The organism is Acidovorax sp. ACV01 (assembly GCF_014851495.1).
Classification (GTDB): Bacteria; Pseudomonadota; Gammaproteobacteria; order Burkholderiales; family Burkholderiaceae_C; genus Acidovorax; species Acidovorax radicis.
On record NZ_JACUZT010000010.1, the window covers coordinates 93,511 to 114,299 of the forward strand.

Below are 20,789 nucleotides of genomic sequence, written 5' to 3' on the forward strand. Positions count from 1 at the left end.
GCAGGCCTCTCCCCGGCTGCTCCTGGCGCGCACTCGTTACCATAGAGCCATGTTCAGTTATCGCCACGCCTTCCACGCAGGCAACCATGCCGATGTGCTCAAGCACACGGTTTTGATCGCCGCCTTGCAACACCTTACCGAGAAAGACGCGGCACTGACCGTGCTGGACACCCATGCAGGTGCAGGCCTGTACCGGCTCGACGGCGACTACGCCAGCACCAGTGGCGAAGCCGCAGATGGCATCGTGCGCCTATTTGCCCCCACGGCCCCCGCCCTCACGCCAGCCCTGCAGGCCTATGTGGACATGGTCCGCGCCTTCAACCAGGGCAACACACTGCGGGTTTACCCAGGCTCCCCATTCATCACCCAGCGCCTGTTGCGCGACCGCGACAAGCTCAAGCTCTTCGAGCTTCACCCCACCGATCTGCGGGCACTGGCCGGCAACGTGGCCCAGCTCGAGGCTGGCCGCCAAGTGGCGGTATTGCACGAAGATGGGTTTGAAGGGATCAAGAAATTTTTGCCTCCACCAGCCCGCCGCGCTTTGGTGCTCTGCGATCCCAGCTATGAAATCAAGAGCGACTATGCAAAGGTGCTCGACATGGCCGCTGATTCGCTCAAGCGCTTTGCCACGGGCACCTATGCGTTCTGGTACCCCATCATCCCGCGCCCCGAGGCCCACGACCTGCCGCGGCGGCTCAAGACCCTGGCCACCAAGGCTGGCAAAAGCTGGCTGCACGCCACGCTCACGGTCAAAAACAGCAAGCTCACCGAAACGGCTGCGGGTGACGTCAAGCGCCCCGGGCTGCCGGCCAGTGGCATGTTCCTGATCAACCCGCCGTTCACCTTGAAGGCAGCGTTGAAGACCGCATTGCCGCAAATGGTGGAATTGCTGGCCCAAGACAAACACGCCACACACACGCTCGAATCGGGCGGTTGACGGCAACGTCAGTGATCAGGGGGCGGGGCAATCCCGCTCGCCCTCCTCCAGGGCAAAAAGCTCCACAGGCTTGAGCCCCAAGCCCACCATCCCGAGCACTTCGGCAGCGCCCCGGCTCAGGTCGATCACCCGTTTGCCCGTGTGCGGGCCCCGGTCGTTGATGCGGACAACCACAGAGCGGCCGGTGGCTTGGCTGCGCACGCACACGCGGGAGCCAAACGGCAGCGTGGGGTGCGCGGCGGTGAGCGCCTTCATGTCGAACGGCTCTCCACTGGCTGTGCGGCGCTTGTGGAACTTCGCGCCGTACCAGGACGCCAATCCCACCTGGTCTGCTGGCATGCGCAGTTGGGAGGAGGCCTGCTCGCTTTCGGCACTGTCCTCCGTTGCAGGGCGCGGCGGATCGATCAACATCGCCTCGCCCGGCACGCTCAACAGGTGTGGCGCCAGTGCGTCGGCCTCGGCTGACAGCCCTTGCGCGCGCCCCCAGGACGAGCAGCCCCACACCGAAACGCAGCAGACCACCCCGAACACCCGCCACCACCAGGCCGCCCGGCGTCCACCCTCCTTGCCTGGTTCGGCGGCATCGCCGTGCGGCTGGCGCATCAGATTCCCAGCCGGCGACAGATCTCCAGCGTCGCGGCACTCTGGTTCATCGTGTAGAAGTGCAATGCAGGCACTCCCGCGCTGCGCAGCTGGTCACACAGGTCGGTCACCACATCCAGCCCAAAGGCCTTGATGCTGGCCGTGTCGTCGCCAAACGCCTGCAGGCGCAGCCGGATCCAGCGGGGAATCTCGGCGCCGCAGGCGTCCGAGAAACGCATCAACTGGGTGGAGCTTCCGATGGGCATGATGCCGGGCACCACGGGCACATTGGCCCCCAGTCGCTGCGCGTCTTCCACAAAGCGGAAATACGCATCGCTGTTGTAGAAATACTGGGTGATGGCCGAGTCCGCGCCAGCTTGCACCTTGGCGATGTAGGCCTTCAGGTCAGCCTCCGGCGACTTGGCCTGTGGGTGCACCTCGGGGTAGGCGGCCACTTCGATGTGGAAATCCCGGCCAGTCTCCGAACGGATGAAGGCCACCAGATCGCTGGCGTAATGAAACTCCCCGCCCGCACCATAGCCGCTGGGCAGATCGCCACGCAACGCGACAAGGCGCTTGACGCCCATGTCCTTGAGCATCGCCAGCTGCTCGCGCACGGACTGGCGTGTGGCGCCAATGCAGGAAAAGTGCGAGGCGGCGCCCACACCTTCGGCCAGGATTTCACGCACCGTGCCAAAAGTGCCCTCCTGCGTGGAACCACCGGCGCCGTACGTCACCGAGCAGAAATCAGGGTGCAGCACATACAGCTGCTGGCGAGCCACTCGCAACTTGTCGGCCCCTTCCGGCGTCTTGGGCGGGAAAAATTCGAAACTCACCGGGAAACCGGTGCCCTGGGCATTGGCAGCAATCATGTTGCCCTCCTCGCATAAACAAAAAATTCACGGTTGCCATCGCCGCCCTGGATGGGGCTGTCGAGCCAGGCCTGTACGGCCAGGCCCTGTTCGGTGCAGCAGTCACGGATGCGCTTTTCCACCACCGCGTACAGCGCCTCATCGCGCACGATGCCGCCCTTGCCCACCTGGCCCGGCTGCAATTCAAACTGTGGTTTGACCAGCATGAGCAAGTGGCAATCAGGCCGCAGGAATGCGGCGATGGCAGGCAACACCAGGGTCAGCGAGATGAAGGACAGGTCCCCCGTCACCAGGTCGAACACCGGCGTCGTATCCACACCCGCACAATCCGCACGGCGCCGGCGCTGAACCGGCAGCGTGCCCTGCGCGCGGGCCTCGGCACGTTGGGCGCGCTCGGACTTGAAGGCTTCGATGTCCTGCTCCTTGGCGTCGCCGCTGTCATCGTAGGCATCGTCCACCAGCCCGCCGTTGCGCATCCAGCTGTAGGGCGCCTCGGGCTGCGTCTCGTTGTCCTCCTCAGCATCGACGACTTCGGAGAGCGCCAGTTCGCACGCGTCCTGCAGCGCCTGGGCGGTCAGCGAACGCGCATTCACACCCTCTACACACACCACCCGCAAATCGCTGCGCAGCCGCTCGTGCAACTGGCCATGGCCCACGTCCACGCCGACAACTTGCACCGCGCCCTGCTGCAGCAGGCAATCGGTGAAGCCGCCGGTGCTCTGTCCCACATCCAGGCAACGCAGCCCGGCCACAGATAGGCCCGTGGCCTGCAACGCCCCTTCGAGCTTGAGGCCGCCGCGCGAGATGTACTTGGCCTCGGCATCGTCCAGCAACTTCACCTCGGCCACGGACGGGATGTCATCGCCGTTCTTGGCCACCTTCTGCCAGGGCGCCAGCGGCGACAGGCGCCACTCCACGCCCGCAGCAATCAGCCGCTGCGCTTGCGAGCGCGTGGCCGCATGGCCGGAGTCCACCAAAAAAACATCTGCGCGCATGCATCACTCTCTCGTCAATCGACGATGGATTTCATAGCCAAATTGGCATCTACCGCTTTATCCATAATGACTTTTTGCTCCCAAAACAGGAGCAAAAAATCAAAATGGATCAGTAGCGGTACGTATCGGGCTTGTACGGGCCTTGCTTGGACACGCCGATATAGGCCGCCTGCTCGTCTGAGAGTTCGGTCAGCATGGCACCGACCTTCTTCAGGTGCAGGCGTGCCACCTTTTCATCGAGGTGCTTGGGCAGCACATAGACCTGGCCGTTCTCGTAGCGGTCCTTGTGCAGGAACAGCTCGATCTGGGCAATGGTCTGGTTGGCAAACGAGCTGGACATCACAAAGCTCGGGTGGCCCGTGCCGCAGCCCAGGTTCACCAGGCGGCCCTTGGCCAACAGGATGATGCGCTTGCCGTCCGGGAAGATCACGTGGTCCACCTGGGGCTTGATCTCTTCCCACTCGTACTGCTCGAGCGACGCGACCTGGATTTCGTTGTCGAAGTGGCCGATGTTGCAGACGATGGCCTGGTCCTTCATGGCCTTCATGTGGTCATGGGTGATTACATCCTTGTTGCCCGTGGTGGTCACGAAGATGTCGGCCTTGTCGGCGGCATATTCCATGGTCACGACCTTGTAGCCTTCCATCGCGGCCTGCAGGGCGTTGATGGGGTCGATCTCGGTCACCCAGACCTGGGCCGACAGCGCGCGCAGGGCCTGGGCACTGCCCTTGCCCACATCGCCGTAGCCGGCCACGCAGGCCACCTTGCCGGCGATCATCACGTCGGTGGCGCGCTTGATGCCGTCCACCAGCGACTCGCGGCAGCCGTACAGGTTGTCGAACTTGCTCTTGGTCACCGAGTCGTTGACGTTGATCGCGCGGAACAGCAGCGTGCCCTTGGCCGACATTTCCTTGAGGCGGTGCACGCCGGTGGTGGTCTCTTCGGTCACGCCGATGATCTGGGCGCTCTTGCGCGTGTACCAGGTCGGGTCCACGGCCAGCTTGGCCTTGATGGAGGCGTACAGGCAGGTTTCTTCTTCGCTGGTGGGGTTGTCGAGCAGCGACGCATCCTTCTCGGCGCGCTGGCCCAGGTGCATCAGCAGCGTGGCGTCGCCACCGTCGTCCAGGATCAGGTTGGGGCCTTCGCCTTCGCTGCCGGCGGGGCCGAAGTCGAAAATGCGGTGGGTGTAGTCCCAGTATTCGGCCAGGGTTTCACCCTTGATGGCGAACACGGGGGTGCCGGCAGCAGCAATCGCAGCCGCAGCATGGTCTTGGGTGGAGAAGATGTTGCACGAAGCCCAGCGCACTTCTGCGCCCAGGGCCTGCAGCGTCTCGATCAGCACGGCCGTCTGGATCGTCATGTGGAGCGAGCCAGTGATGCGCGCACCCTTGAGGGCCTGTTTGGCAGCGAATTCCTCGCGGATGGCCATCAGGCCAGGCATCTCCGTTTCGGCGATGCGGATCTCTTTACGGCCCCATGCGGCCAGGCCGATGTCGGCAATGATGCAGTCGGTATTGACCGGGGCGTTGACGCGTGCGTTCATGATGGTTTGCTCCAAAGCATGTTTGAAAAACCACTGGTCGCGGGAGTGAAAAAGCTCACCACACGAGAAGTGGATGAGCGTCGTTGCTAGATGACTCCGAGCCTCACGCCCCGCCTGTGCTGGGGACGCTGCAACGCTCCTCGGATCGACAGATTATAAAAGCAAGTGCTTGGAGCCCACGCCCCCCCTGCTTTCACACCTGCAGTCGGGCTACGGAACAAGCACGACCACATGGCCCTCCTGCGGATCGATGCGGCCCGCATGGATGTCCGCAATCAAGGCCTGCGCCGCCGCGAACCCCTGGTGTTCGCGCACCCGCATCCAGGGCGGGCTGGCGTGGCTGACACGGTCGATGAACGCGCGCTGGGCGGCATTGAACTTCTGGTTGACCACCTCGGGACCCCAGTCGGCATTGCGCTTCTTGATCTGCACCGGGGCGAAATAGAACACGGGCGCCGGCCCCGGCAGGGCCGTGTTGCGCAGAAAGCGCGTGTTCTGCGCCGATCCCGCGTAGCAGTCGTACACCAGGGTATCGCCCAGGTGGTGGTGCACCTGCGAGCGCAGATCCTCATCGCCGGAGAAATCGACATACAAAGTGGGCACATCGGCCTCCAACGCTTCCAGTTCGCCGTACGCCACCGTGCGCTGGTAGCAGCCCAGGCCTCGCACGAAGGCGATGTTGCGGGGCGAGGTCAGCCCCACACGCTCGATCTGTCCGGGCCCCTCCAGGCAGAACGCGGTTCCGTAGGCCGTCTTGCTCGACGCGCTGGAGAACACCAGCCGCTGCGCGCCGAAAAACCCGTTGTCCTGCAGGAAGTCCGCCAGCATGAACGAGGTGATGAACAGCGGCCGCACCAGCATCTGGTAGTTTTCATCGCCCGCCCGGTACGCCGGGTCGGCGCTGGTGCGCGTGTACTGGTTGTAGGCCGAGGTGAGTGACTGGCGGTGCTCCGCTCCGTCGTAGAAACCCCGGGCCGTCACGCGCACCGGTTCCATGCGCACATGGCTCGCGATGGGCCAGTAGCCGTAGAAACGCTCGCCCACGGCCACGCCCTCCACGTCGGAGGCCACCACATCGGCAAAGCCCCACACGGGCATGTGGCCCCAGCCCGCCTCGCCCGTGGGGAAGAAATTCCAGTACTTCATCGCATCACCAAAGGCGGCATAGGTAATGTTGTTCGTCGTCACCGCCACGCGGTCCACACGCAGCAGGGCCTCGCCGGGCTGCAGTGGAGCAAGGGGGAGTTCCTCGGTGCGGGTGTGATTCAATGCATTTTTGTCGGTTAACAGGCGGGTCAGCAGCGTCATGGAAGGTCTCCGTTTGAGGGATGAAAAAGCACTCAGGGCACTGTATGGCGCCACGCCGCCGCGTGGGTTCGGAAACCGATGAACCCGCCGCGCAAGGCCCTTGCTGCCGGCTCCAGCGCGGCCCCCAAGCCGCTCAAGCGCCCTCGCCAGGCCCGGGCGCGCTTCACGGTGCAGGCCATCTACGACGCCTTTGTTCGGATTTGGCAACGTGACGGCTGGGACAAGCTCACCACACGCAATGTGGCGCTGGAAACCGGCATTTCCGTCGGCACGCTGTACGACTATTTCCCCAACAAGACAGCGCTGCTGTCGGGCTATGTGCGCCACTGCATCGAGTCCCTGCTCGCCGCCATCGACCGCGAGGCCGTGCAGCCCACCGACCTGCCCTGGACCGCGCGCGTCCGCCATCTGGTGCGCCTGGTGTGCGGCGTGGATGCGCCCGAGCTGCCGCCCTTCCACCCCGACATGCTGGCACTGGAGGCGCAGATGGCAGAGCCTCGGCACCACCGCCGCGTGCACGAGGAACTGGTGGCCGCCTGGGGCCGGGTGTTTGCAGCCTGCTCCGACCTGCCCTGCCCGCCTGGGCAGGAACAGCTGCAGGTGCTGCACCTCTCGGCCTGGGGCGGGCGGCGCTACGTGTTGTTGCTGCAGCTTGACGCCGTGCAGATGCGCCAGTGGGCCGAGGGTGTGGAGCAGCTGTGCTGTGCGGCCATCCGCCAGGCCCCGAGCCCACCGGACTGAGAACCTGTCGCCTGCGCGGCTGCCTTGCCCGGCGGGCCGCCCGACACTGGCGCCCTCACCGAAAACCACCAACGGAGCATTGCATGGACGCCAAGGACAAAGTCATCATCGTCACCGGCGGCGCCAGCGGCATCGGCCGCAGCATCGCGCGGCGTTTTGCACAAGACGGGGCCCGCGCCGTGGTCGTGGCCGACCTGCACCTCGCGCCCGCCCAGGCCGTGGCCGACGAAGTCAAAGGCCTGGCCGTGCGCTGCGATGTGTCGAAGGAGGCCGACATCCAGGCTTTGGTCGCCACCACCCGCGAACGCTATGGCCGGGTCGATGCCTACATCTCCAACGCCGGCATCCTGGGCCGTCCGGGAGGCATCGAGCTGGAAGACCCGCTGTGGGAGGCCATGTGGAACATTCACGGCATGGCCCACGTGTGGGCAGCGCGTGCCGTGGTGCCCGAGATGGTGGAGCGCGGCGAAGGCTTCTTCCTCGTCACAGCCTCGGCAGCCGGGCTGCTGACCATCGTCGAATCCGCCCCTTATGCCGTCACCAAACATGCGGCCGTGGCTTTTGCCGAATGGCTGCGCATCGCCTATGGCCGCCGTGGCGTGGGCGTCGCCTGCCTGTGCCCGCAGTCGGTGCAGACCACCATGGTCACCGGCGACGGCGGCTCGGCCTCGCACGACGGCATCCTGCCGCCGGAGCAGGTGGCGGGCGATGTGCTGGCCGCCATGCAGGACGGGCGCTTCCTGGTGCTGCCCCACCCCGAAGTGGCGCAATACTTCCGCAACAAGGGGCAGGACTACGAACGCTGGCTGGGCGGCATGCAGAAGATGTATGCCCGGCACACCCAGGCGCAGGTACCACTCAGCTGAACAGAAACAGGGCGTTGAAGAAGGGTCTGAAAAGGGTTCGCAGCGGGCGCCGGTAAAATCGCCGCTTCCGGGCGCCGCTGCGCCTGCCGCGCCGACTGCCGCAGAACCCTGCCGCAGCGCGCCCTGACCCCCCTTCTGGAACCACCCCCTGTGTCCTACGCCTCAGAAACCCGGCGCCGCCGCACCTTTGCCATCATTTCCCACCCCGACGCCGGTAAAACGACGCTGACGGAAAAGCTGCTGCTGTTCTCGGGCGCGATCCAGATCGCGGGTGCCGTCAAGGGCCGCAAAGCCAGCCGCCATGCCACGTCGGACTGGATGGAAATCGAAAAGCAGCGCGGTATCTCGGTGGCCTCTTCGGTCATGCAGATGCTGTATCGCGAACACGTGATCAACCTGCTCGACACCCCCGGCCACAAGGACTTCTCGGAAGACACCTACCGCGTGCTTACGGCCGTGGACTCGGCGCTGATGGTGATCGACGCCGCCAACGGTGTGGAAGCGCAGACACGCCGCCTGATCGAGGTCTGCCGCCAGCGCGACACGCCCATCATCACCTTCGTGAACAAGATGGACCGCGAAGTGCGCGACCCGCTCGACATCCTCGACGAAGTGGAGCGCGAGCTGGGCATGCCCTGCTGCCCCATCACCTGGCCCGTAGGCCAGGGCAAGAGCTTTGGCGGCATCATCAACCTGCGCACGCAGACCATGACGGTGTTCACCCCCGGCAGCGACCGCGGCCCGAAAGACTTTGAAGTGGTGCCGCTGGCCGAGGCCGACAGGCTGCGCAAGCGCTTTGGCCAGCCCTTTGACGATGCGCTGGAGAGCATGGAGCTGGCCGTAGGTGCCTCGGCGGCCTGGAGCCACGAAGACTTCCTGGCCGGCAAGCTCACACCCGTGTTCTTCGGTTCAGGGGTGAACAATTTCGGTGTGATGGAGGTTCTGGACGCCGTGGTCGACATGTCACCGCCGCCCGGCCCGCGCGTGAGCACGCTCGAAGTCAACAAACAGCCCGTCGTGAAGACCATCGCGCCCGAGGACGAGGGCTTTGCCGGCGTGGTGTTCAAGGTCCAGGCCAACATGGATGCCAACCACCGCGACCGCATCGCCTTCGTGCGCGTGGCCTCGGGCAAGTACATGCCGGGCATGAAGCTCAAGGTGCAGCGCACCTCCAAGGAACTGCGCCCCACCAGCGTGGTGACCTTCATGAGCCAGCGCCGCGAGGCGGTGGAAGAAGCCTACGCGGGCGACATCATCGGCTTTACCACTCACGGCGGCGTGCAGCTGGGCGACACCATCACCGACGGCGCCAACCTGCAGTTCACCGGCCTGCCGTTCTTCGCCCCGGAAATGTTCATGACCGTGGTGCTGAAGAACCCCCTGCGCACCAAGCAGCTGCAGCAGGGCCTGGCCCAGCTGGGTGAGGAAGGCGCGATCCAGGTCTTCAAGCCCGACGCTGGCGGCAACATGCTGCTGGGCGCCGTGGGCCAGCTGCAGTTCGAAGTGGTGCAGCACCGCCTGAAGGCCGAGTACGACGCCGACGTGCGTCTGGAAGGTTGCCAGTACACGGGCGCCCGCTGGATCACCGCGGACAACGCGGCCGACCTGCGCGCCTTCACCGACGCCTATCCGCTGCGCCTGGCGCACGATGCGGCCGACACCCTGGCCTATCTGTGCACCAGCCCGTATGACGTGCGTCTGGCGCAGGAGCGGTTTCCCAAGATCTACTTCCACCCGCTGCGCGAGCATGCGGGGCTGGCGCTGCAAGGAGCCTAGCCCGCACAAGATGGGAAGTTATTGCGCAGTCAGACCCTTTGTTTTTCCTTGCGCAGACACGACTCCCCCCAGCCCTCCACCATGGAACAGCCACCACTGAAGCCCCGTCCTGCCTCGTTGACGATCATCTGCCCGATGAAGAACGAGGCCGGCAATCTCGCTGCTTTTCTTGCCCGCCTGGTCCCTGTTTTGGAATCGGCTGCGGACACCTATGAGGTCGTGTGCATCAACGACGGAAGCAGTGACGACACCCTGTCACGCTTGCTGCTGGCGAGGGAGCAGAACCCCCACCTGCGCATTGCCGACCTGTCGAGGAATTTCGGCAAAGAGGCGGCACTCACTTGCGGCATCGAGTTGGCGAGGGGCGACGTCGTCATCCCGATGGACGCTGATCTTCAACACCCGCCCGAAGCTATTCCAGAAATGGTGTCCCGCTGGCGCGAAGGCTACGAAGTGGTCCTGGCGAAACGGCAAAGCCGTGAAGCGGAACATTGGGCTCGCCGCAAGACCGCCGGGTGGTTTTACAGCTTGCAGAACCAGATTTCCGAAGTCGATATTCCCGCCGACGTCGGCGATTTTCGGCTTATGGACCGCAAGGTCGTCGAAGCCCTTAAAAGACTGCCAGAACGCCGCCGCTTCATGAAGGGCCTGTTCGCTTGGGCCGGCTTCCGGCAAACGACGGTGACTTTTGTCTGCGAGCCCCGTTTTGCGGGCGCCAGCAAATTCTCGGGATGGCGTTTGTGGAACTTCGCCCTGGAAGGGATCACCTCGTTCTCCACGGTACCGCTTCGCATCTGGACTTACATCGGCTCCACCATTTCCGCCCTGGCCCTCGTCTATGCCATCTTCCTGTTGCTCAAGACTTTGATCCTGGGGCGTGATGTGCCGGGCTACGCCTCCCTGATCACATCCGTCCTGTTCCTCGGTGGACTGCAGCTCGCGGGGCTTGGCGTGCTCGGTGAGTACATCGGCCGCATCTACGGGGAAGTGAAGCAGCGGCCCATTTATATTATTCGCGACCTCTATGACTTTCCGGATCGCTCCTGACTCCTTGGCGGGCAAGATTGCCAAGTTTTCTGGCATCGGTGTGATCAATACGCTGATCCATACGGCCGTCGTTGTCCTGTCCGTCGAGCGCTTCGGGGTTCACCCGTCCATCGCCAACGCCATCGCGTTTGTGGCGGCCAACAGCTTTTCCTATTGGGCAAACCGCCGCTGGAACTTCAAGACAGAGGCATCACTGGGGCAATACGGGCGCTTTCTCCTTGTATCCCTGGCCGGGCTTGCGATCACCGTGCTGGTCAGCGGGTTTGCGGCTTGGGCAGGCTGGCATTACCTGGTGGGGCTCGGACTGGTCTTCGTCGCGCTTCCGGCGCTCACTTTCCTCCTCCATTGGCGATGGACGTTCAAGCGCTGAGATCCGCGCGGCTCGCGCTGCGCGAGCGCATCGACCGCCACCCCTGGATCGAATATCTCGGCGCCACACTGCTTCTGTCTCTGCTCACCCTGCTGGCCCATGGCGCATCACTCCAGGGATCTTGGCGCTGGGATGACGGCGCCCACCTGAGCTACGCCGCCCAACACACACCCTGGCAATATTTCTTGGAGCCCCACATTGCCCAGGGGCACTCCAGCGCCAATGTCGCTCCGTGGAACCTGCTGTTCTACGACATCAACCTGAGCCTGTTCGGCATGGCCGCCGCGGGCCACTATGCGCACCTGCTGCTCATCGTTGCGCTGGGTGCAGCGCTGTTCTACGCCGTGTTGCGGCAGTGGCTGGCGCCCCTGCCCGCGCTGATCGGTGCCGTCGCGCTGCTGCTCGGCAAGCCCACTTCCCACATCGCAGCGGGCCTGATGCACGGGCACTACGCGAGCGGCTTCGTTTTCGCCATGCTGTCGATACTGGGCTGGACCCGGTATCTCAAAGGCGGACGCGGATACTGGCTGGCGCTGTCCGCCCTCGCCTACCTGCTGGCGACTACCTGCAAGGAAGTCTATGTACCCCTGGTCGTGCTCTTGCCCTTCCTGCCCGTGGGCACGCTGCGGCAACGGGTGCGCGCGGTGATACCGTTCGTGCTGATTGCACTGGCCTACATGGGGTGGCGCTACCTGCTGCTAGGGCGCCTCATGGGTGGCTACAGCCAGGGGGTTTTTGATGCCGGCGAGGCCCTGCGCCAGTTGCTCAGGGTTCCCAAATTGCTCCTCGGCTCCAAACCGCCCGGCAACATCCTTGCCGTTGTATTTCTCGGCCTTTTGTGCCTTGCAGCCGCAAAGCGACGGCTCCATGGACCTGTGCTTTTCGTGTCCTTGGGCATCGTCCTGCTGCCTCTGATACCGCTGACGGCCTTTCCGGGAATTCACAGTCCAGACCGCTATCTGTTCGTGCCGTGGATTGCGCTTTCGGCCTGTCTGGCGGCCATCTGGCCCCGAGAGGCACGCCCTGCTGCTGCCCTTGTCGGAAGCGCTGCGCTTGTTGCGGCCCTGGCGGGTGTGCATGCGCAGGAGACCCAGGCGCTCAGGCCCAACCTGGCGTATTGGGACACGCTGTATCGCTTTGCGCTGTCGCTCGACAAAGAGCGGCAGGCCATATTCGTAGTCCCAGAGTTCGGAGGCACCGATGATGGATACAAACGCTCTGTACTGATCCGCGCCCGAAACACCGCCGATCTTTTTGCGCCGAAGCCACAGCCAGGCAATTTGCACGTCGTGGACGAAAAGGGCCGTGGCCTGGAGCAGATCCCATCGGCCACCCTGCAGCTTTTCGAGTTCCGTGACGGGGACATGGTGCCCATGTCCGCCGAAAGGGTTGCAGAAAAATTCCCGAGCCTGACGCGCGGGAAAACGGCCCCAAGTACCGGTTAGGAGTGGGCATCTCTTCGCCCACAGGGAGAAGCGCAAGCCCGAGCGGCAGCCCTCCGTGATTTTCACCAACGCCCACCTTGCCATCGCCATGCCTACCCATTCCCCCATGCTCCCATTGAGTGCCTGGAGTCCACCCGCCCGCCTCGTCGGCGTGCTCACCGACATCGACGACACGCTGACCACCGAGGGCGCTGTGCCTGCGCCCGTCTTGCAAGCGATGGAAGCACTCAAGGCCCGGGGACTGGCAGTGATTCCCATCACCGGCCGCCCCGTAGGCTGGAGCGAGCCCTTTGCAGCTGCCTGGCCTGTGGACGCCATCGTGGCCGAGAATGGTGCTGTAGCCCTGCAACGCAGACCAGACAATCGCGATGCGCTATCAAAACGATACCAACAGGATGCAGCCACGCGCGCAACCCATTTCGCCCGCATGCAGCAAGTGCTCGCCGACATCGAAGCCAGGGTGCCCGGCGCCCGCCGCGCGACCGACTCGCCCGGACGCGAAACGGACATCGCCATCGACCACAGCGAGTTCACGCACCTGCCCCAAGCGCGCATCGACCAATGCGTGGCGATCCTCCGCGCCGCAGGCATGAACGCCACCGTGAGCAGCATCCACATCAACGGCTGGTTCGGGGCGCACAACAAGCTGGAGGGCGCGCGCTGGATCGTGCGCGAGTTGCTGGGGCGCGACCTCGACGCAGAGATCGACCGCTGGGTATATGTGGGTGACTCGACCAACGACCAGCTCATGTTCGAGCACTTTCCCCACAGTGTGGGGGTGGCCAACATCGCGCGCTTTGTGCCACAACTGCAGCACCTGCCACGCTATGTGACAGAGGGCGAACGTGGCGCAGGGTTTGCCGAGGTGGCGCGGGCGATCCTGGCGGGCCGGGATCGGGGCGAGCGCTGCCCTTGATGCAACCTCGGCCGAGAAATTTTGAGTAAAAATACGGCCTGGCGCTTGATAGACAAGCGCCAATAGCTATATTTTTAATAGCAAATCTTCACCGCCCCATGCCCTGCTCAGGCCTTGAGGAAGATGTCCGTATCCGGCGCAAAGCAGGCGTGCAAGGGCAGCAGCGCCCCCCCCAGCGCCCGGGCGTCGGAGCCCATGGTGCCCAGTTCCAGCCGGGGCGGCTGGTGCAGGCCTTCCCAGTTGTAGTCGGCCAGCGCGTGGCGGGCGCCTTCGCACAGGGCCTGCAGCAGCTCGGGGGCTGCGGCGCCATCGACCACCACTGCGTCCAGATCCAAAAACGCGGTGGCCGAGACGATGCAGTGCGCCAAGCCCGCCGCAGCGCGCGCAATCCAGCCCCGGCTGTGTTCCAGCCACGGGGCCTGCAGCACACGCTTGTCGTAGGCGGCCATGGGGTCGAGGCCGTGTTCGCGAAAGCGCTGCTCCAGCTCCCACAGCGAGGCTTGGCTGATGAGCTGCGCCGGTGCCTGGCCCGGCTGGGCTGGTGACAGCGGCAGCGAGGCCACCGCGCCCGCGTTGCCATGCAAGCCCCGGTGCAGGTGCGAGTTGATGACCAGCCCACCGCCCACAAAGGTGTCCATGAACAGGTACAGAAAACTAGGGATGTCGCGCCCGCGCCCCTGCAGCAGCTCGGCCACGCAGGCGGCCGAGGTGTCCTTGGCAAAGCTCACGGGCAGGTCGGTCATCTGCTGCACCTGCTCCGCAAGGTCGATGCTGTTCCAGGCCTCCGACTGGGCCTCCGTCAGGCCCAGCATGCGGTGCCAGCCACCCAGCTGGAACGGCGCGGCCACGCCCACCCCCACCACGCGCGAACGCAGCGGACCCAGGCCGTCGAGCAGCTGGTGCAGGTGCTTGCGGATGGCGGGCAGCAGCACGTCGATGTCAGGGAAGGCGTAGTCCAGCACCACGCGTTCACGCACGTGGCCCGTGAAGTCCACCAGCAGCCAGTCGGCGCTGCGGCGGCCGATCTTGATGCCGATGGCAAAGGCGCCGTCGGGGTTGAGGCCAATGGGCACCGAAGGCTGGCCCACACGGCCGCGCACCGGGGCTTCGCGGCGCAGCAACTGGTCTTCGTCGAGCCGCGCAGTGATGAGCCCGATGGTCTGCGCCGTCAGGCCCGTGACGCGCGCCATCTCGGCCTTGGCCAGGCTGCCGTGGGTGCGCAGCGCCTGCAGCACCACCCGCTCGTTGAACTGGCGCAGCCCCACGTGGTTGGAGCCGCGCTGGCGCAGCAGCGCGGGGCTGGCGGCAGCGTTGTCAACAGGGAGGGGGGAAGCGTCGGTGTCCAGCATGGCGGCGAATCAATCAGGCACTCAGAGTGTCGCCGATGACGCCCTTGCGCAGCAGGAAGTTGCCCCAGGGCTGCAGCTCTCCCGTCACAACGATCGCATAGGCCTTTTTTACGCGCTCGTAGAACGCAAAACGCTCCACGCCTTCGGCCTGCTCGCTGGCCACGCCCTCGCGTGCCAGCACGTCCATGGTTTCGCGCTGCAGGGCCGATCGGTACGGCACCTCGGTGCCGCCCACCTGCATGTAGGCCACGGGGTGCGTCACGTCTTGCGCCAATGGCAACACGCTGGCCACCGCTTGCACGGCGCGCGCCATGCCGATGCCGGGCAGGCGCAGCACGGGCTTGCCAGCGCCCAGGCTCATGGCAGTGAAGTTGGCGTCGGCCAGCACGATGGCGTCGTCATGACCCATCTCGGCCAGCACCTTGAGCAGGTCGGGGGTCAGCAGGGGGTCGATATTTTTCAGCATGGTTCAGGCAAGGCATTCAGCGGGCAGGTCAGACGCGGCCATGGCACCGGTCATCACGGCCACGGTATCGCTCATGCTGATCTTCTTGGGGTTGACGACGGCGGCGCGCTTGCCCAGGCGGGCGATGTGGATGCGGTCGGCAATCTCGAACACATGGGGCATGTTGTGGCTGATGAGGATGACGGGCAGGCCCTTGTCGCGCACGCGGCGGATCAGCTCCAGCACCATGTTGCCCTCCTTCACGCCCAGGGCGGCGGTGGGCTCGTCCATGATGACCACATGGCGCGCAAAGGCTGCCGCGCGCGCCACGGCCACGCACTGGCGCTGGCCGCCCGAGAGGGTCTCCACCGCCTGTGTCATGGAGCGGATGCCGACCTTCAGTTCGGCCATGCGGGCCACGCTTTCTTCGAGCATCTTTTTCTTGTCGAGCATGCGCAGCGCGCTGCCCAGCAGTCCGGGGCGGCGCAGTTCGCGGCCGAGGAACAGGTTCTCGGCAATCGTCATGGCCGGGGCCACGGCCAGGTCCTGGTACACGGTTTCGATGCCCGCGCGGCGTGCGTCGATGGGGCTTTTGAACTGGATGCGCTGGCCGTCGAGCAGGATCTCGCCTTCGTCGGGCACGGTGGCGCCCGACAGCGCCTTGATCAGGCTGGACTTGCCCGCGCCGTTGTCGCCGATCACGGCCAGGATTTCACCGGCGCGCAGTTCAAAGTCGGCACCATCGAGCGCGGTGACCTGCCCATAGCGCTTGACCAGGCCCTTGGCCTGCATGACCAGCGGGGCGTTCGTTGTGTATGTGGAGTTGGTCATGATCAACGCACTCCTTTGCGCGAGAGTTGGTCGGTGGCCACGGCCAGGATCACGAGGATGCCGGTGACCAGGATCTGGTAGACCGACGACACGCCCATGAGCGTGAGCCCGTTGCGGAACACGCCCACAATCAGCGCCCCCACCAGCGTGCCCAAAATCATGCCGCGCCCGCCAAACAGGCTGGTGCCACCCAGCACCACGGCACTGATGGCGTCGAGGTTTTCGGTCTGGCCCGCGTTCGGGTCACCCGCGCCAGTGCGGGCCACCGACAGCACCGAGGCGATGCCGTAGAACAGGCCCGCCAGCACATACACGCCCAGCAGCACCTTGTCGGTGGCAATGCCGGTGAGGCGCGTGGCTTCGGGGCTGTTGCCCACGGCGTAGACATGGCGGCCGGGCGCGGTCTCGCGCAGAGCAAACCAGGTGACGAGGTACAGGGCCAGCATGAGCACGGCCCCCCACACGATGGCGGTCTGCCCCAGCTGGAAGGTGTTGCCCAGCGCGGTCATGCCGGCCGGGATGTCGGTGATCGTCTGCGCGCCTGAATACAGCTGCGTGGCGGCAAACGCGATGTTGAGCGTGCCCAGCGTGACGATGAAGGGTGGCAACTTGATCTTCGTGACCAGGAGGCCATTGACCAGCCCAAACAGCATGGTCACGGCCATGCCGCAGGCAATCGCCACGGGGGCCGAGAGACCGTAGTCCGCCGCCATCTTGGTCATCACGATGCCGCCCAACGCCATCACCATGCCACACGACAGATCAATGCCCGCTGTGAGGATGACCAGCGTCTGGCCGATGGCGATCACCGCCACCACCATGACCTGCTGCAGGATGAGGGCGAAGTTCTGCGCCGACAGGAAACGTTCGCTCTGCGTGGCAAAAAAGGCGCACGCCAGGATCAGCGCGATGAACGGCCCCAGCGTGGCCAGGGGCGGTAGTTTGAAAGCGGGCGATGTCATGGCGGCTCCGGGCGGGTGGCTAAATTGGGCACTCAGGCAGGCCCCTGCAGGGCTGCCTGGTCCCACATCAAAAGGGACGTGTTACTTGGCGCCCCAGCACAGGTCCGTGCCAGTCTTCACGTCCTTGCTGTCCACACCCGCCTGTGGCTTGGCGGCGATCAGCGTCACGCCCGTGTCGGTGTAGCCGCTGACCTTCTTGCCGGTCTTGGCATAGTCCACACCGGCCGCCACACCCATCGCGGCCATGCGCAGCGGGTACTGCTGGCTGGTGGCGGCGATCACACCCTTGCCCACGTCGGCGATGCCCGCGCAGCCACCGTCCACCGAGACGATGAGCACGTTCTTCTCCTTGCCTGCGGCCTTGAGCGCGTTGTAGGCACCGGCGGCGGCGGGCTCGTTGATGGTGTAGACGATGTTGATGTCGGGGTTCTTCTGCAGGCAGTTTTCCATGCCGGTCTGGCCCTTGGCGCGGTCACCAAAGCTGTCGGCCATGCACACCACTTCGGCGGGGCGCGACAGCTCATTGCTCTTGGCATCGTTGGCCTGCAGGCCAAAGCCCTTCAGGAAGCCGTTGTGCCGCTGTGCGCCCACGGGGTGGCCGGGGAACAGGTCCAGCGTGGCAATCACAGGTTTCTTGCCTGCAGCAGCTGCCTTGGCGTACTGGCCGATCAGCTCGCCCGCCTTGTAGTTGTCGGTGGCAAACAGGGCATCGCTCGCGTCCATCGGGTCGGTGGGGCTGTCCAGGGCAATCACCATCACGCCGCGCGCCTGGGCTTTCTTGATGGCGGGCACGATGGCCTTGGCATCGCTGGGGGTGATCAGGATGGTCTTGGCGCCAGCGGCGATCAGGTTCTCCATGGCTGTGACCTGGCCGGCGTTGTCGCCGTCGGTCTTGCCAGCGGCCGACACCAGCTTGGCGCCCAGCTTCTTGGCCTCGGCGGTCGCCCCCTCTTTCATCTTCACGAAAAAGGGGTTGGTGTCGGTCTTGGTGATCAGGCCGATCACGGGCTCGGACGTTTGTGCCTGGGCCAGGCCACAGGCCATGGCGCCGGTGAGGGCAAGGACAGAAAGCGCGAAAGCGGGGGTGCGTTGCATGGCGTTGTCTCCTGGAATGGGATGGCAGAGTCCTGTCGGCCCGGGCATTGCGGCTGGCAGGTGAACCACTCTTGTCGGGTGGATGGGATCGAACTATAGTGGCCGACAAGTTAATAAATCAAGTAGATTTAGTTATGGTTTTCCCTATTCATCCTCCTGCCCCCCGGCCCGCCACCGAGCTCCAAGTTGCCACGGCGGGCGAGGCCTTGTTTGACCTGATCGAAGAGCCGGACGGCCGCCTCAGGCCCTGCGCGGGCGGTGCGGTCTACAACCTCACACGGGCCTTGGGACTGCAGGGCGTGGGCACGCTGTACCTGAATCCGCTGTCGGGCGACCTGCTGGGCCGCCAACTGGCCCACGGCTTGCAGGAGGCGGGTGTGGCCCTGGCCGCCCCTGCGCCGGTGCGCGCGCCCAGTGCGCTGGCACTGGCCGCGCTGGATGCCGAGGGCAAGGCCAGCTACAGCTTCTACCGCGACGGCGTGGCCGACCGCCAGGTGACGGCCGATGCGCTCATTGCCGCGTGCGCCGCCCAGCCCCACCTGCAGGTGGTGGCCACGGGCTGCCTGGCTCTGGTGGCGCAGGACGCCGCCATCTACCAGCCCTGGCTGGCCGCGCAGCGCGCTGCCGGGCGCATGGTGGTGGTAGACGCCAACCTGCGCCTGTCCGCCGTGGACGACGCGCCCGCCTACCGCACCAATGTGATGGCCGCGTTGCAACAGGCCCACCTCATCAAGGTGAGCGACGATGACCTGGAAGCGCTGGCGGTGCCGGGCGCCGATGCGCTGCAACGTGCCCGCAACCTGCTGCGCCAGACGCCCGCCCAATGGCTGGCACTGACCCTGGGGCCCGGCGGCGCCTGGCTGCTGCAACGCGACGGGCGGGCCGTGCATGCGCGTGAGGAAATGCCGCTCACGGTGATGGACACCGTGGGCGCAGGCGACTGTTTTCTGGCGGGTTTGATCACCGCCCTGCTGGCGGGTCCGGAGCGCGGCGAAGAGGCCTTGGCACTGCGTCCTGGTGGCCTGACGGCCCCCGTCACCGAAGCCCGTTTGCTCGCCGTGCTGCACCACGCGCTGGCCAGCGCCAGCCACTGCGTGGAGCGGGCAGGCTGCACGCCGCCCAGCTATGGGGAAGTGCGCGAGCGGTTGGCGTTACTGCGCACGGCCACTACCCCTACCGCAGCCGCCCAGTAGCCGTCACTCGGCCGGTTTGTCCGCAGGTTTGCGGGTCCGGCTGCGCGGGCGCGCAGCGGACGGTTTGGTGGGCGCTGCACCCTCCGCGTCGGGTGCGGTTGGCTCTGGCGCGGCGGTTGCCGACGGCTGCGAACCCGCGGCATCGCTTGCATCCGCCACGGCACGCGCGCCGCGCGCACGGGGCGCTGCGGTTTTGCGGCCGGCACCGCCTGCGCTGTTGCCGCTGCTGCTATCGCCCTTGCTGCGAGCCCGGCTGCGGCGGGGTGCTGCAGCATCGACGCCATCGGGTTCTGCGGGAGCCAGTCCGGCCGGAGGCGAGGCGCCATCGTCGGCCTCGGGAAAGGCATCCGGTAGCGGCGCGACCTCGGCCGCGACTGGCTGGCTGAAATACCGGCTTGCCGGGCGCTCTGCGGGGGCATCGGCCTGCTCGGGCTCGTGCGACTCGCTGCGGGGTGCGTTGCGCATGTCCGCGCGGTCTACCCCCTCGCTGCGGCGACCTCGGCTGCGCCCGGCAGGCCCCTGGCCATCGCTGCCGCCAGTGGGCAGGTCGGGTGCAGTGGCCACCGCATGGAAGTCGTGCCGCACCGACGCGCCCTGGGGGACCCGCTCGCTCCCTGCCTCGGACCGTGCTGGCGCCGCCGCCCCCGTGGACTGACCGTGGCTGCGGTACACGTACGCACCCGATTTTTCGTCACGCCCAAACTCCAGCAGCCCGCGCGCCTGCGCTTCTTCCAGCAGATTGCCAAACGTGCGGAAGCCGTATCGGCCCTCACTGAAATCGGGCTTGCGCCGCTTGATCGCCTCCTTGAGCACCGACGCCCAGATCTTGCCGGTGTCGCCGCGCTCGGACAGCAGGGCTTCAAACGTTTCGGCCGCCAGCTCCACGCCCTGGGTGCGGCGCGCGTCCTGGCTTTCCTTGCGGCTGCGCTCCTCCTCGGGGCTGCGGCGGGGCGCAGGTGGCGGGTTGCTGCCAGGGCTCTGGCGGCGCGCCTGGGCGCGCTGGTTTTCGCGCACCAGGTCGTCGTAGAAGATGAATTCGTCGCAGTTGGCAATCAGCAGATCGGATGTGGACTGCTTCACGCCCACACCGATCACCTGCTTGTTGTTCTCGCGCAGCTTGGACACCAGCGGCGAGAAGTCCGAGTCGCCGCTGATGATGACGAAGGTGTTCACGTGCGACTTGGTGTAGCACAGGTCCAATGCGTCCACCACCAGGCGGATATCGGCCGAGTTTTTGCCCGACTGGCGCACATGCGGGATTTCGATCAGCTCGAAATTAGCCTCGTGCATGGTGGCCTTGAAGCCCTTGTAGCGCTCCCAGTCGCAATAGGCCTTCTTGACCACGATGGAGCCCTTGAGCAGCAGGCGCTCCAGGATGGGCTTGATGTCGAACTTTTCATACTGCGCATCGCGCACGCCCAGGGCGACGTTTTCAAAGTCGCAAAACAGGGCCATGCTGATGCTGTCGGAGGGGGATGCCATAAATGCTCGCGGTGTTCCGTTCAATGTTGGGACG

Annotated in this window: 20 protein-coding genes and 1 riboswitch; of the genes, 9 read left to right on the forward strand and 11 right to left on the reverse strand. The window is 65.4% G+C overall.

The features are described from left to right. Positions 1-49 precede the first annotated feature (49 nt). Positions 50-937 carry a 23S rRNA (adenine(2030)-N(6))-methyltransferase RlmJ gene (locus IB243_RS23865; protein WP_057225983.1) on the forward strand — a complete coding sequence of 296 codons (888 nt, stop codon included), beginning with the start codon at positions 50-52 and terminating at the stop codon, positions 935-937. A gap of 15 nt (positions 938-952) precedes the next feature. Here IB243_RS23865 and IB243_RS23870 read toward each other — a convergent pair whose 3' ends face one another. The 5 genes from IB243_RS23870 to IB243_RS23890 form a co-directional block, all read right to left on the reverse strand. Beyond that, positions 953-1,540, reverse strand: coding sequence for a septal ring lytic transglycosylase RlpA family protein (locus IB243_RS23870; RefSeq protein ID WP_192429685.1), 588 nt, complete (start codon positions 1,538-1,540; stop codon positions 953-955). After that, positions 1,540-2,391 (reverse strand): methylenetetrahydrofolate reductase [NAD(P)H], encoded by an 852-nt coding sequence (gene metF / locus IB243_RS23875; protein ID WP_192429686.1) that lies wholly within the window; start codon positions 2,389-2,391, stop codon positions 1,540-1,542. The genes IB243_RS23870 and metF overlap by 1 nt, the downstream gene beginning before the upstream one ends. Further along, positions 2,388-3,386 (reverse strand): TlyA family RNA methyltransferase, encoded by a 999-nt coding sequence (locus IB243_RS23880; RefSeq protein ID WP_192429687.1) that lies wholly within the window; start codon positions 3,384-3,386, stop codon positions 2,388-2,390. The genes metF and IB243_RS23880 overlap by 4 nt, the downstream gene beginning before the upstream one ends. A gap of 109 nt (positions 3,387-3,495) precedes the next feature. Next, positions 3,496-4,929 (reverse strand): adenosylhomocysteinase, encoded by a 1,434-nt coding sequence (ahcY, locus tag IB243_RS23885; protein WP_010466652.1) that lies wholly within the window; start codon positions 4,927-4,929, stop codon positions 3,496-3,498. 68 nt (positions 4,930-4,997) lie between these two features. Then, positions 4,998-5,077: riboswitch (S-adenosyl-L-homocysteine riboswitch) on the reverse strand. 62 nt (positions 5,078-5,139) lie between these two features. Continuing rightward, a complete protein-coding gene (locus IB243_RS23890; protein WP_192429688.1) occupies positions 5,140-6,237 on the reverse strand; it encodes a DUF2855 family protein in 1,098 nt (365 codons plus the stop codon). Positions 6,238-6,315: 78 nt separating this feature from the next. Between IB243_RS23890 and IB243_RS23895 the strand changes: the two genes are divergently transcribed. From IB243_RS23895 to IB243_RS23925, 7 genes are all read left to right on the forward strand, one after another. Beyond that, positions 6,316-6,978: a TetR/AcrR family transcriptional regulator gene (locus IB243_RS23895; RefSeq protein ID WP_192429689.1), complete on the forward strand. Its 663-nt coding sequence runs from the start codon at positions 6,316-6,318 to the stop codon at positions 6,976-6,978. An 83-nt stretch (positions 6,979-7,061) separates the two neighbouring features. Further along, positions 7,062-7,844 carry an SDR family oxidoreductase gene (locus tag IB243_RS23900; RefSeq protein ID WP_192429690.1) on the forward strand — a complete coding sequence of 261 codons (783 nt, stop codon included), beginning with the start codon at positions 7,062-7,064 and terminating at the stop codon, positions 7,842-7,844. A gap of 150 nt (positions 7,845-7,994) precedes the next feature. Next, positions 7,995-9,620 carry a peptide chain release factor 3 gene (locus tag IB243_RS23905; protein ID WP_192429691.1) on the forward strand — a complete coding sequence of 542 codons (1,626 nt, stop codon included), beginning with the start codon at positions 7,995-7,997 and terminating at the stop codon, positions 9,618-9,620. Positions 9,621-9,701: 81 nt separating this feature from the next. Beyond that, on the forward strand, positions 9,702-10,667 hold the full coding sequence (locus tag IB243_RS23910; protein WP_057225973.1) for a glycosyltransferase family 2 protein: 966 nt from the start codon (positions 9,702-9,704) through the stop codon (positions 10,665-10,667). Further along, positions 10,645-11,037, forward strand: a complete 393-nt coding sequence (locus tag IB243_RS23915) for a GtrA family protein (protein WP_081474705.1) — start codon at positions 10,645-10,647, stop codon at positions 11,035-11,037. Before IB243_RS23910 ends, IB243_RS23915 begins: the two co-directional genes overlap by 23 nt. Beyond that, entirely contained in the window at positions 11,019-12,482 is a 1,464-nt protein-coding gene (locus IB243_RS23920; protein WP_192429692.1) for a hypothetical protein, read from the forward strand. Before IB243_RS23915 ends, IB243_RS23920 begins: the two co-directional genes overlap by 19 nt. A gap of 106 nt (positions 12,483-12,588) precedes the next feature. Continuing rightward, positions 12,589-13,398 carry an HAD-IIB family hydrolase gene (locus IB243_RS23925; RefSeq protein ID WP_192429745.1) on the forward strand — a complete coding sequence of 270 codons (810 nt, stop codon included), beginning with the start codon at positions 12,589-12,591 and terminating at the stop codon, positions 13,396-13,398. A 107-nt stretch (positions 13,399-13,505) separates the two neighbouring features. On the opposite strand, the gene IB243_RS23930 is transcribed toward IB243_RS23925, so the two are convergent. The 5 genes from IB243_RS23930 to IB243_RS23950 form a co-directional block, all read right to left on the reverse strand. After that, positions 13,506-14,747, reverse strand: coding sequence for an ROK family transcriptional regulator (locus tag IB243_RS23930; protein WP_192429693.1), 1,242 nt, complete (start codon positions 14,745-14,747; stop codon positions 13,506-13,508). A 13-nt stretch (positions 14,748-14,760) separates the two neighbouring features. Next, complete coding sequence (locus IB243_RS23935; protein WP_192429694.1) at positions 14,761-15,213, reverse strand: RbsD/FucU family protein; 453 nt, start codon at positions 15,211-15,213, stop codon at positions 14,761-14,763. 3 nt (positions 15,214-15,216) lie between these two features. Next, positions 15,217-16,023: an ATP-binding cassette domain-containing protein gene (locus IB243_RS23940; protein WP_192429695.1), complete on the reverse strand. Its 807-nt coding sequence runs from the start codon at positions 16,021-16,023 to the stop codon at positions 15,217-15,219. A 2-nt stretch (positions 16,024-16,025) separates the two neighbouring features. Next, entirely contained in the window at positions 16,026-16,985 is a 960-nt protein-coding gene (locus tag IB243_RS23945) for an ABC transporter permease (protein ID WP_192429696.1), read from the reverse strand. A gap of 81 nt (positions 16,986-17,066) precedes the next feature. Then, a complete protein-coding gene (locus tag IB243_RS23950) occupies positions 17,067-18,080 on the reverse strand; it encodes a sugar ABC transporter substrate-binding protein (protein WP_010466676.1) in 1,014 nt (337 codons plus the stop codon). Positions 18,081-18,214: 134 nt separating this feature from the next. Between IB243_RS23950 and IB243_RS23955 the strand changes: the two genes are divergently transcribed. Next, the gene (locus IB243_RS23955) at positions 18,215-19,273 is read left to right on the forward strand and encodes a PfkB family carbohydrate kinase (protein ID WP_192429697.1); all 1,059 of its coding nucleotides are present in this window, start codon (positions 18,215-18,217) and stop codon (positions 19,271-19,273) included. A 3-nt stretch (positions 19,274-19,276) separates the two neighbouring features. On the opposite strand, the gene IB243_RS23960 is transcribed toward IB243_RS23955, so the two are convergent. Next, the gene (locus IB243_RS23960; RefSeq protein ID WP_192429698.1) at positions 19,277-20,755 is read right to left on the reverse strand and encodes an NYN domain-containing protein; all 1,479 of its coding nucleotides are present in this window, start codon (positions 20,753-20,755) and stop codon (positions 19,277-19,279) included. Positions 20,756-20,789 lie beyond the last annotated feature (34 nt).

Excerpts from the sequence above, each read along its gene's own strand:
- IB243_RS23940 (WP_192429695.1), bottom strand. The coding sequence starts at position 16,023 with ATGACCAACTCCACATACACAACGAACGCCCCGCTGGTCATGCAGGCC.
- ahcY (WP_010466652.1), bottom strand. The coding sequence starts at position 4,929 with ATGAACGCACGCGTCAACGCCCCGGTCAATACCGACTGCATCATTGCC.
- IB243_RS23870 (WP_192429685.1), bottom strand. The coding sequence starts at position 1,540 with ATGCGCCAGCCGCACGGCGATGCCGCCGAACCAGGCAAGGAGGGTGGA.
- IB243_RS23895 (WP_192429689.1), top strand. The coding sequence starts at position 6,316 with ATGAACCCGCCGCGCAAGGCCCTTGCTGCCGGCTCCAGCGCGGCCCCC.
- IB243_RS23950 (WP_010466676.1), bottom strand. The coding sequence starts at position 18,080 with ATGCAACGCACCCCCGCTTTCGCGCTTTCTGTCCTTGCCCTCACCGGC.
- IB243_RS23925 (WP_192429745.1), top strand. The coding sequence starts at position 12,589 with ATGCTCCCATTGAGTGCCTGGAGTCCACCCGCCCGCCTCGTCGGCGTG.
- IB243_RS23960 (WP_192429698.1), bottom strand. The coding sequence starts at position 20,755 with ATGGCATCCCCCTCCGACAGCATCAGCATGGCCCTGTTTTGCGACTTT.
- IB243_RS23935 (WP_192429694.1), bottom strand. The coding sequence starts at position 15,213 with ATGCTGAAAAATATCGACCCCCTGCTGACCCCCGACCTGCTCAAGGTG.
- IB243_RS23900 (WP_192429690.1), top strand. The coding sequence starts at position 7,062 with ATGGACGCCAAGGACAAAGTCATCATCGTCACCGGCGGCGCCAGCGGC.
- IB243_RS23865 (WP_057225983.1), top strand. The coding sequence starts at position 50 with ATGTTCAGTTATCGCCACGCCTTCCACGCAGGCAACCATGCCGATGTG.
- metF (WP_192429686.1), bottom strand. The coding sequence starts at position 2,391 with ATGATTGCTGCCAATGCCCAGGGCACCGGTTTCCCGGTGAGTTTCGAA.
- IB243_RS23910 (WP_057225973.1), top strand. The coding sequence starts at position 9,702 with ATGGAACAGCCACCACTGAAGCCCCGTCCTGCCTCGTTGACGATCATC.
- IB243_RS23915 (WP_081474705.1), top strand. The coding sequence starts at position 10,645 with ATGACTTTCCGGATCGCTCCTGACTCCTTGGCGGGCAAGATTGCCAAG.
- IB243_RS23890 (WP_192429688.1), bottom strand. The coding sequence starts at position 6,237 with ATGACGCTGCTGACCCGCCTGTTAACCGACAAAAATGCATTGAATCAC.
- IB243_RS23955 (WP_192429697.1), top strand. The coding sequence starts at position 18,215 with ATGGTTTTCCCTATTCATCCTCCTGCCCCCCGGCCCGCCACCGAGCTC.
- IB243_RS23880 (WP_192429687.1), bottom strand. The coding sequence starts at position 3,386 with ATGCGCGCAGATGTTTTTTTGGTGGACTCCGGCCATGCGGCCACGCGC.
- IB243_RS23920 (WP_192429692.1), top strand. The coding sequence starts at position 11,019 with ATGGACGTTCAAGCGCTGAGATCCGCGCGGCTCGCGCTGCGCGAGCGC.
- IB243_RS23930 (WP_192429693.1), bottom strand. The coding sequence starts at position 14,747 with ATGCTGGACACCGACGCTTCCCCCCTCCCTGTTGACAACGCTGCCGCC.
- IB243_RS23945 (WP_192429696.1), bottom strand. The coding sequence starts at position 16,985 with ATGACATCGCCCGCTTTCAAACTACCGCCCCTGGCCACGCTGGGGCCG.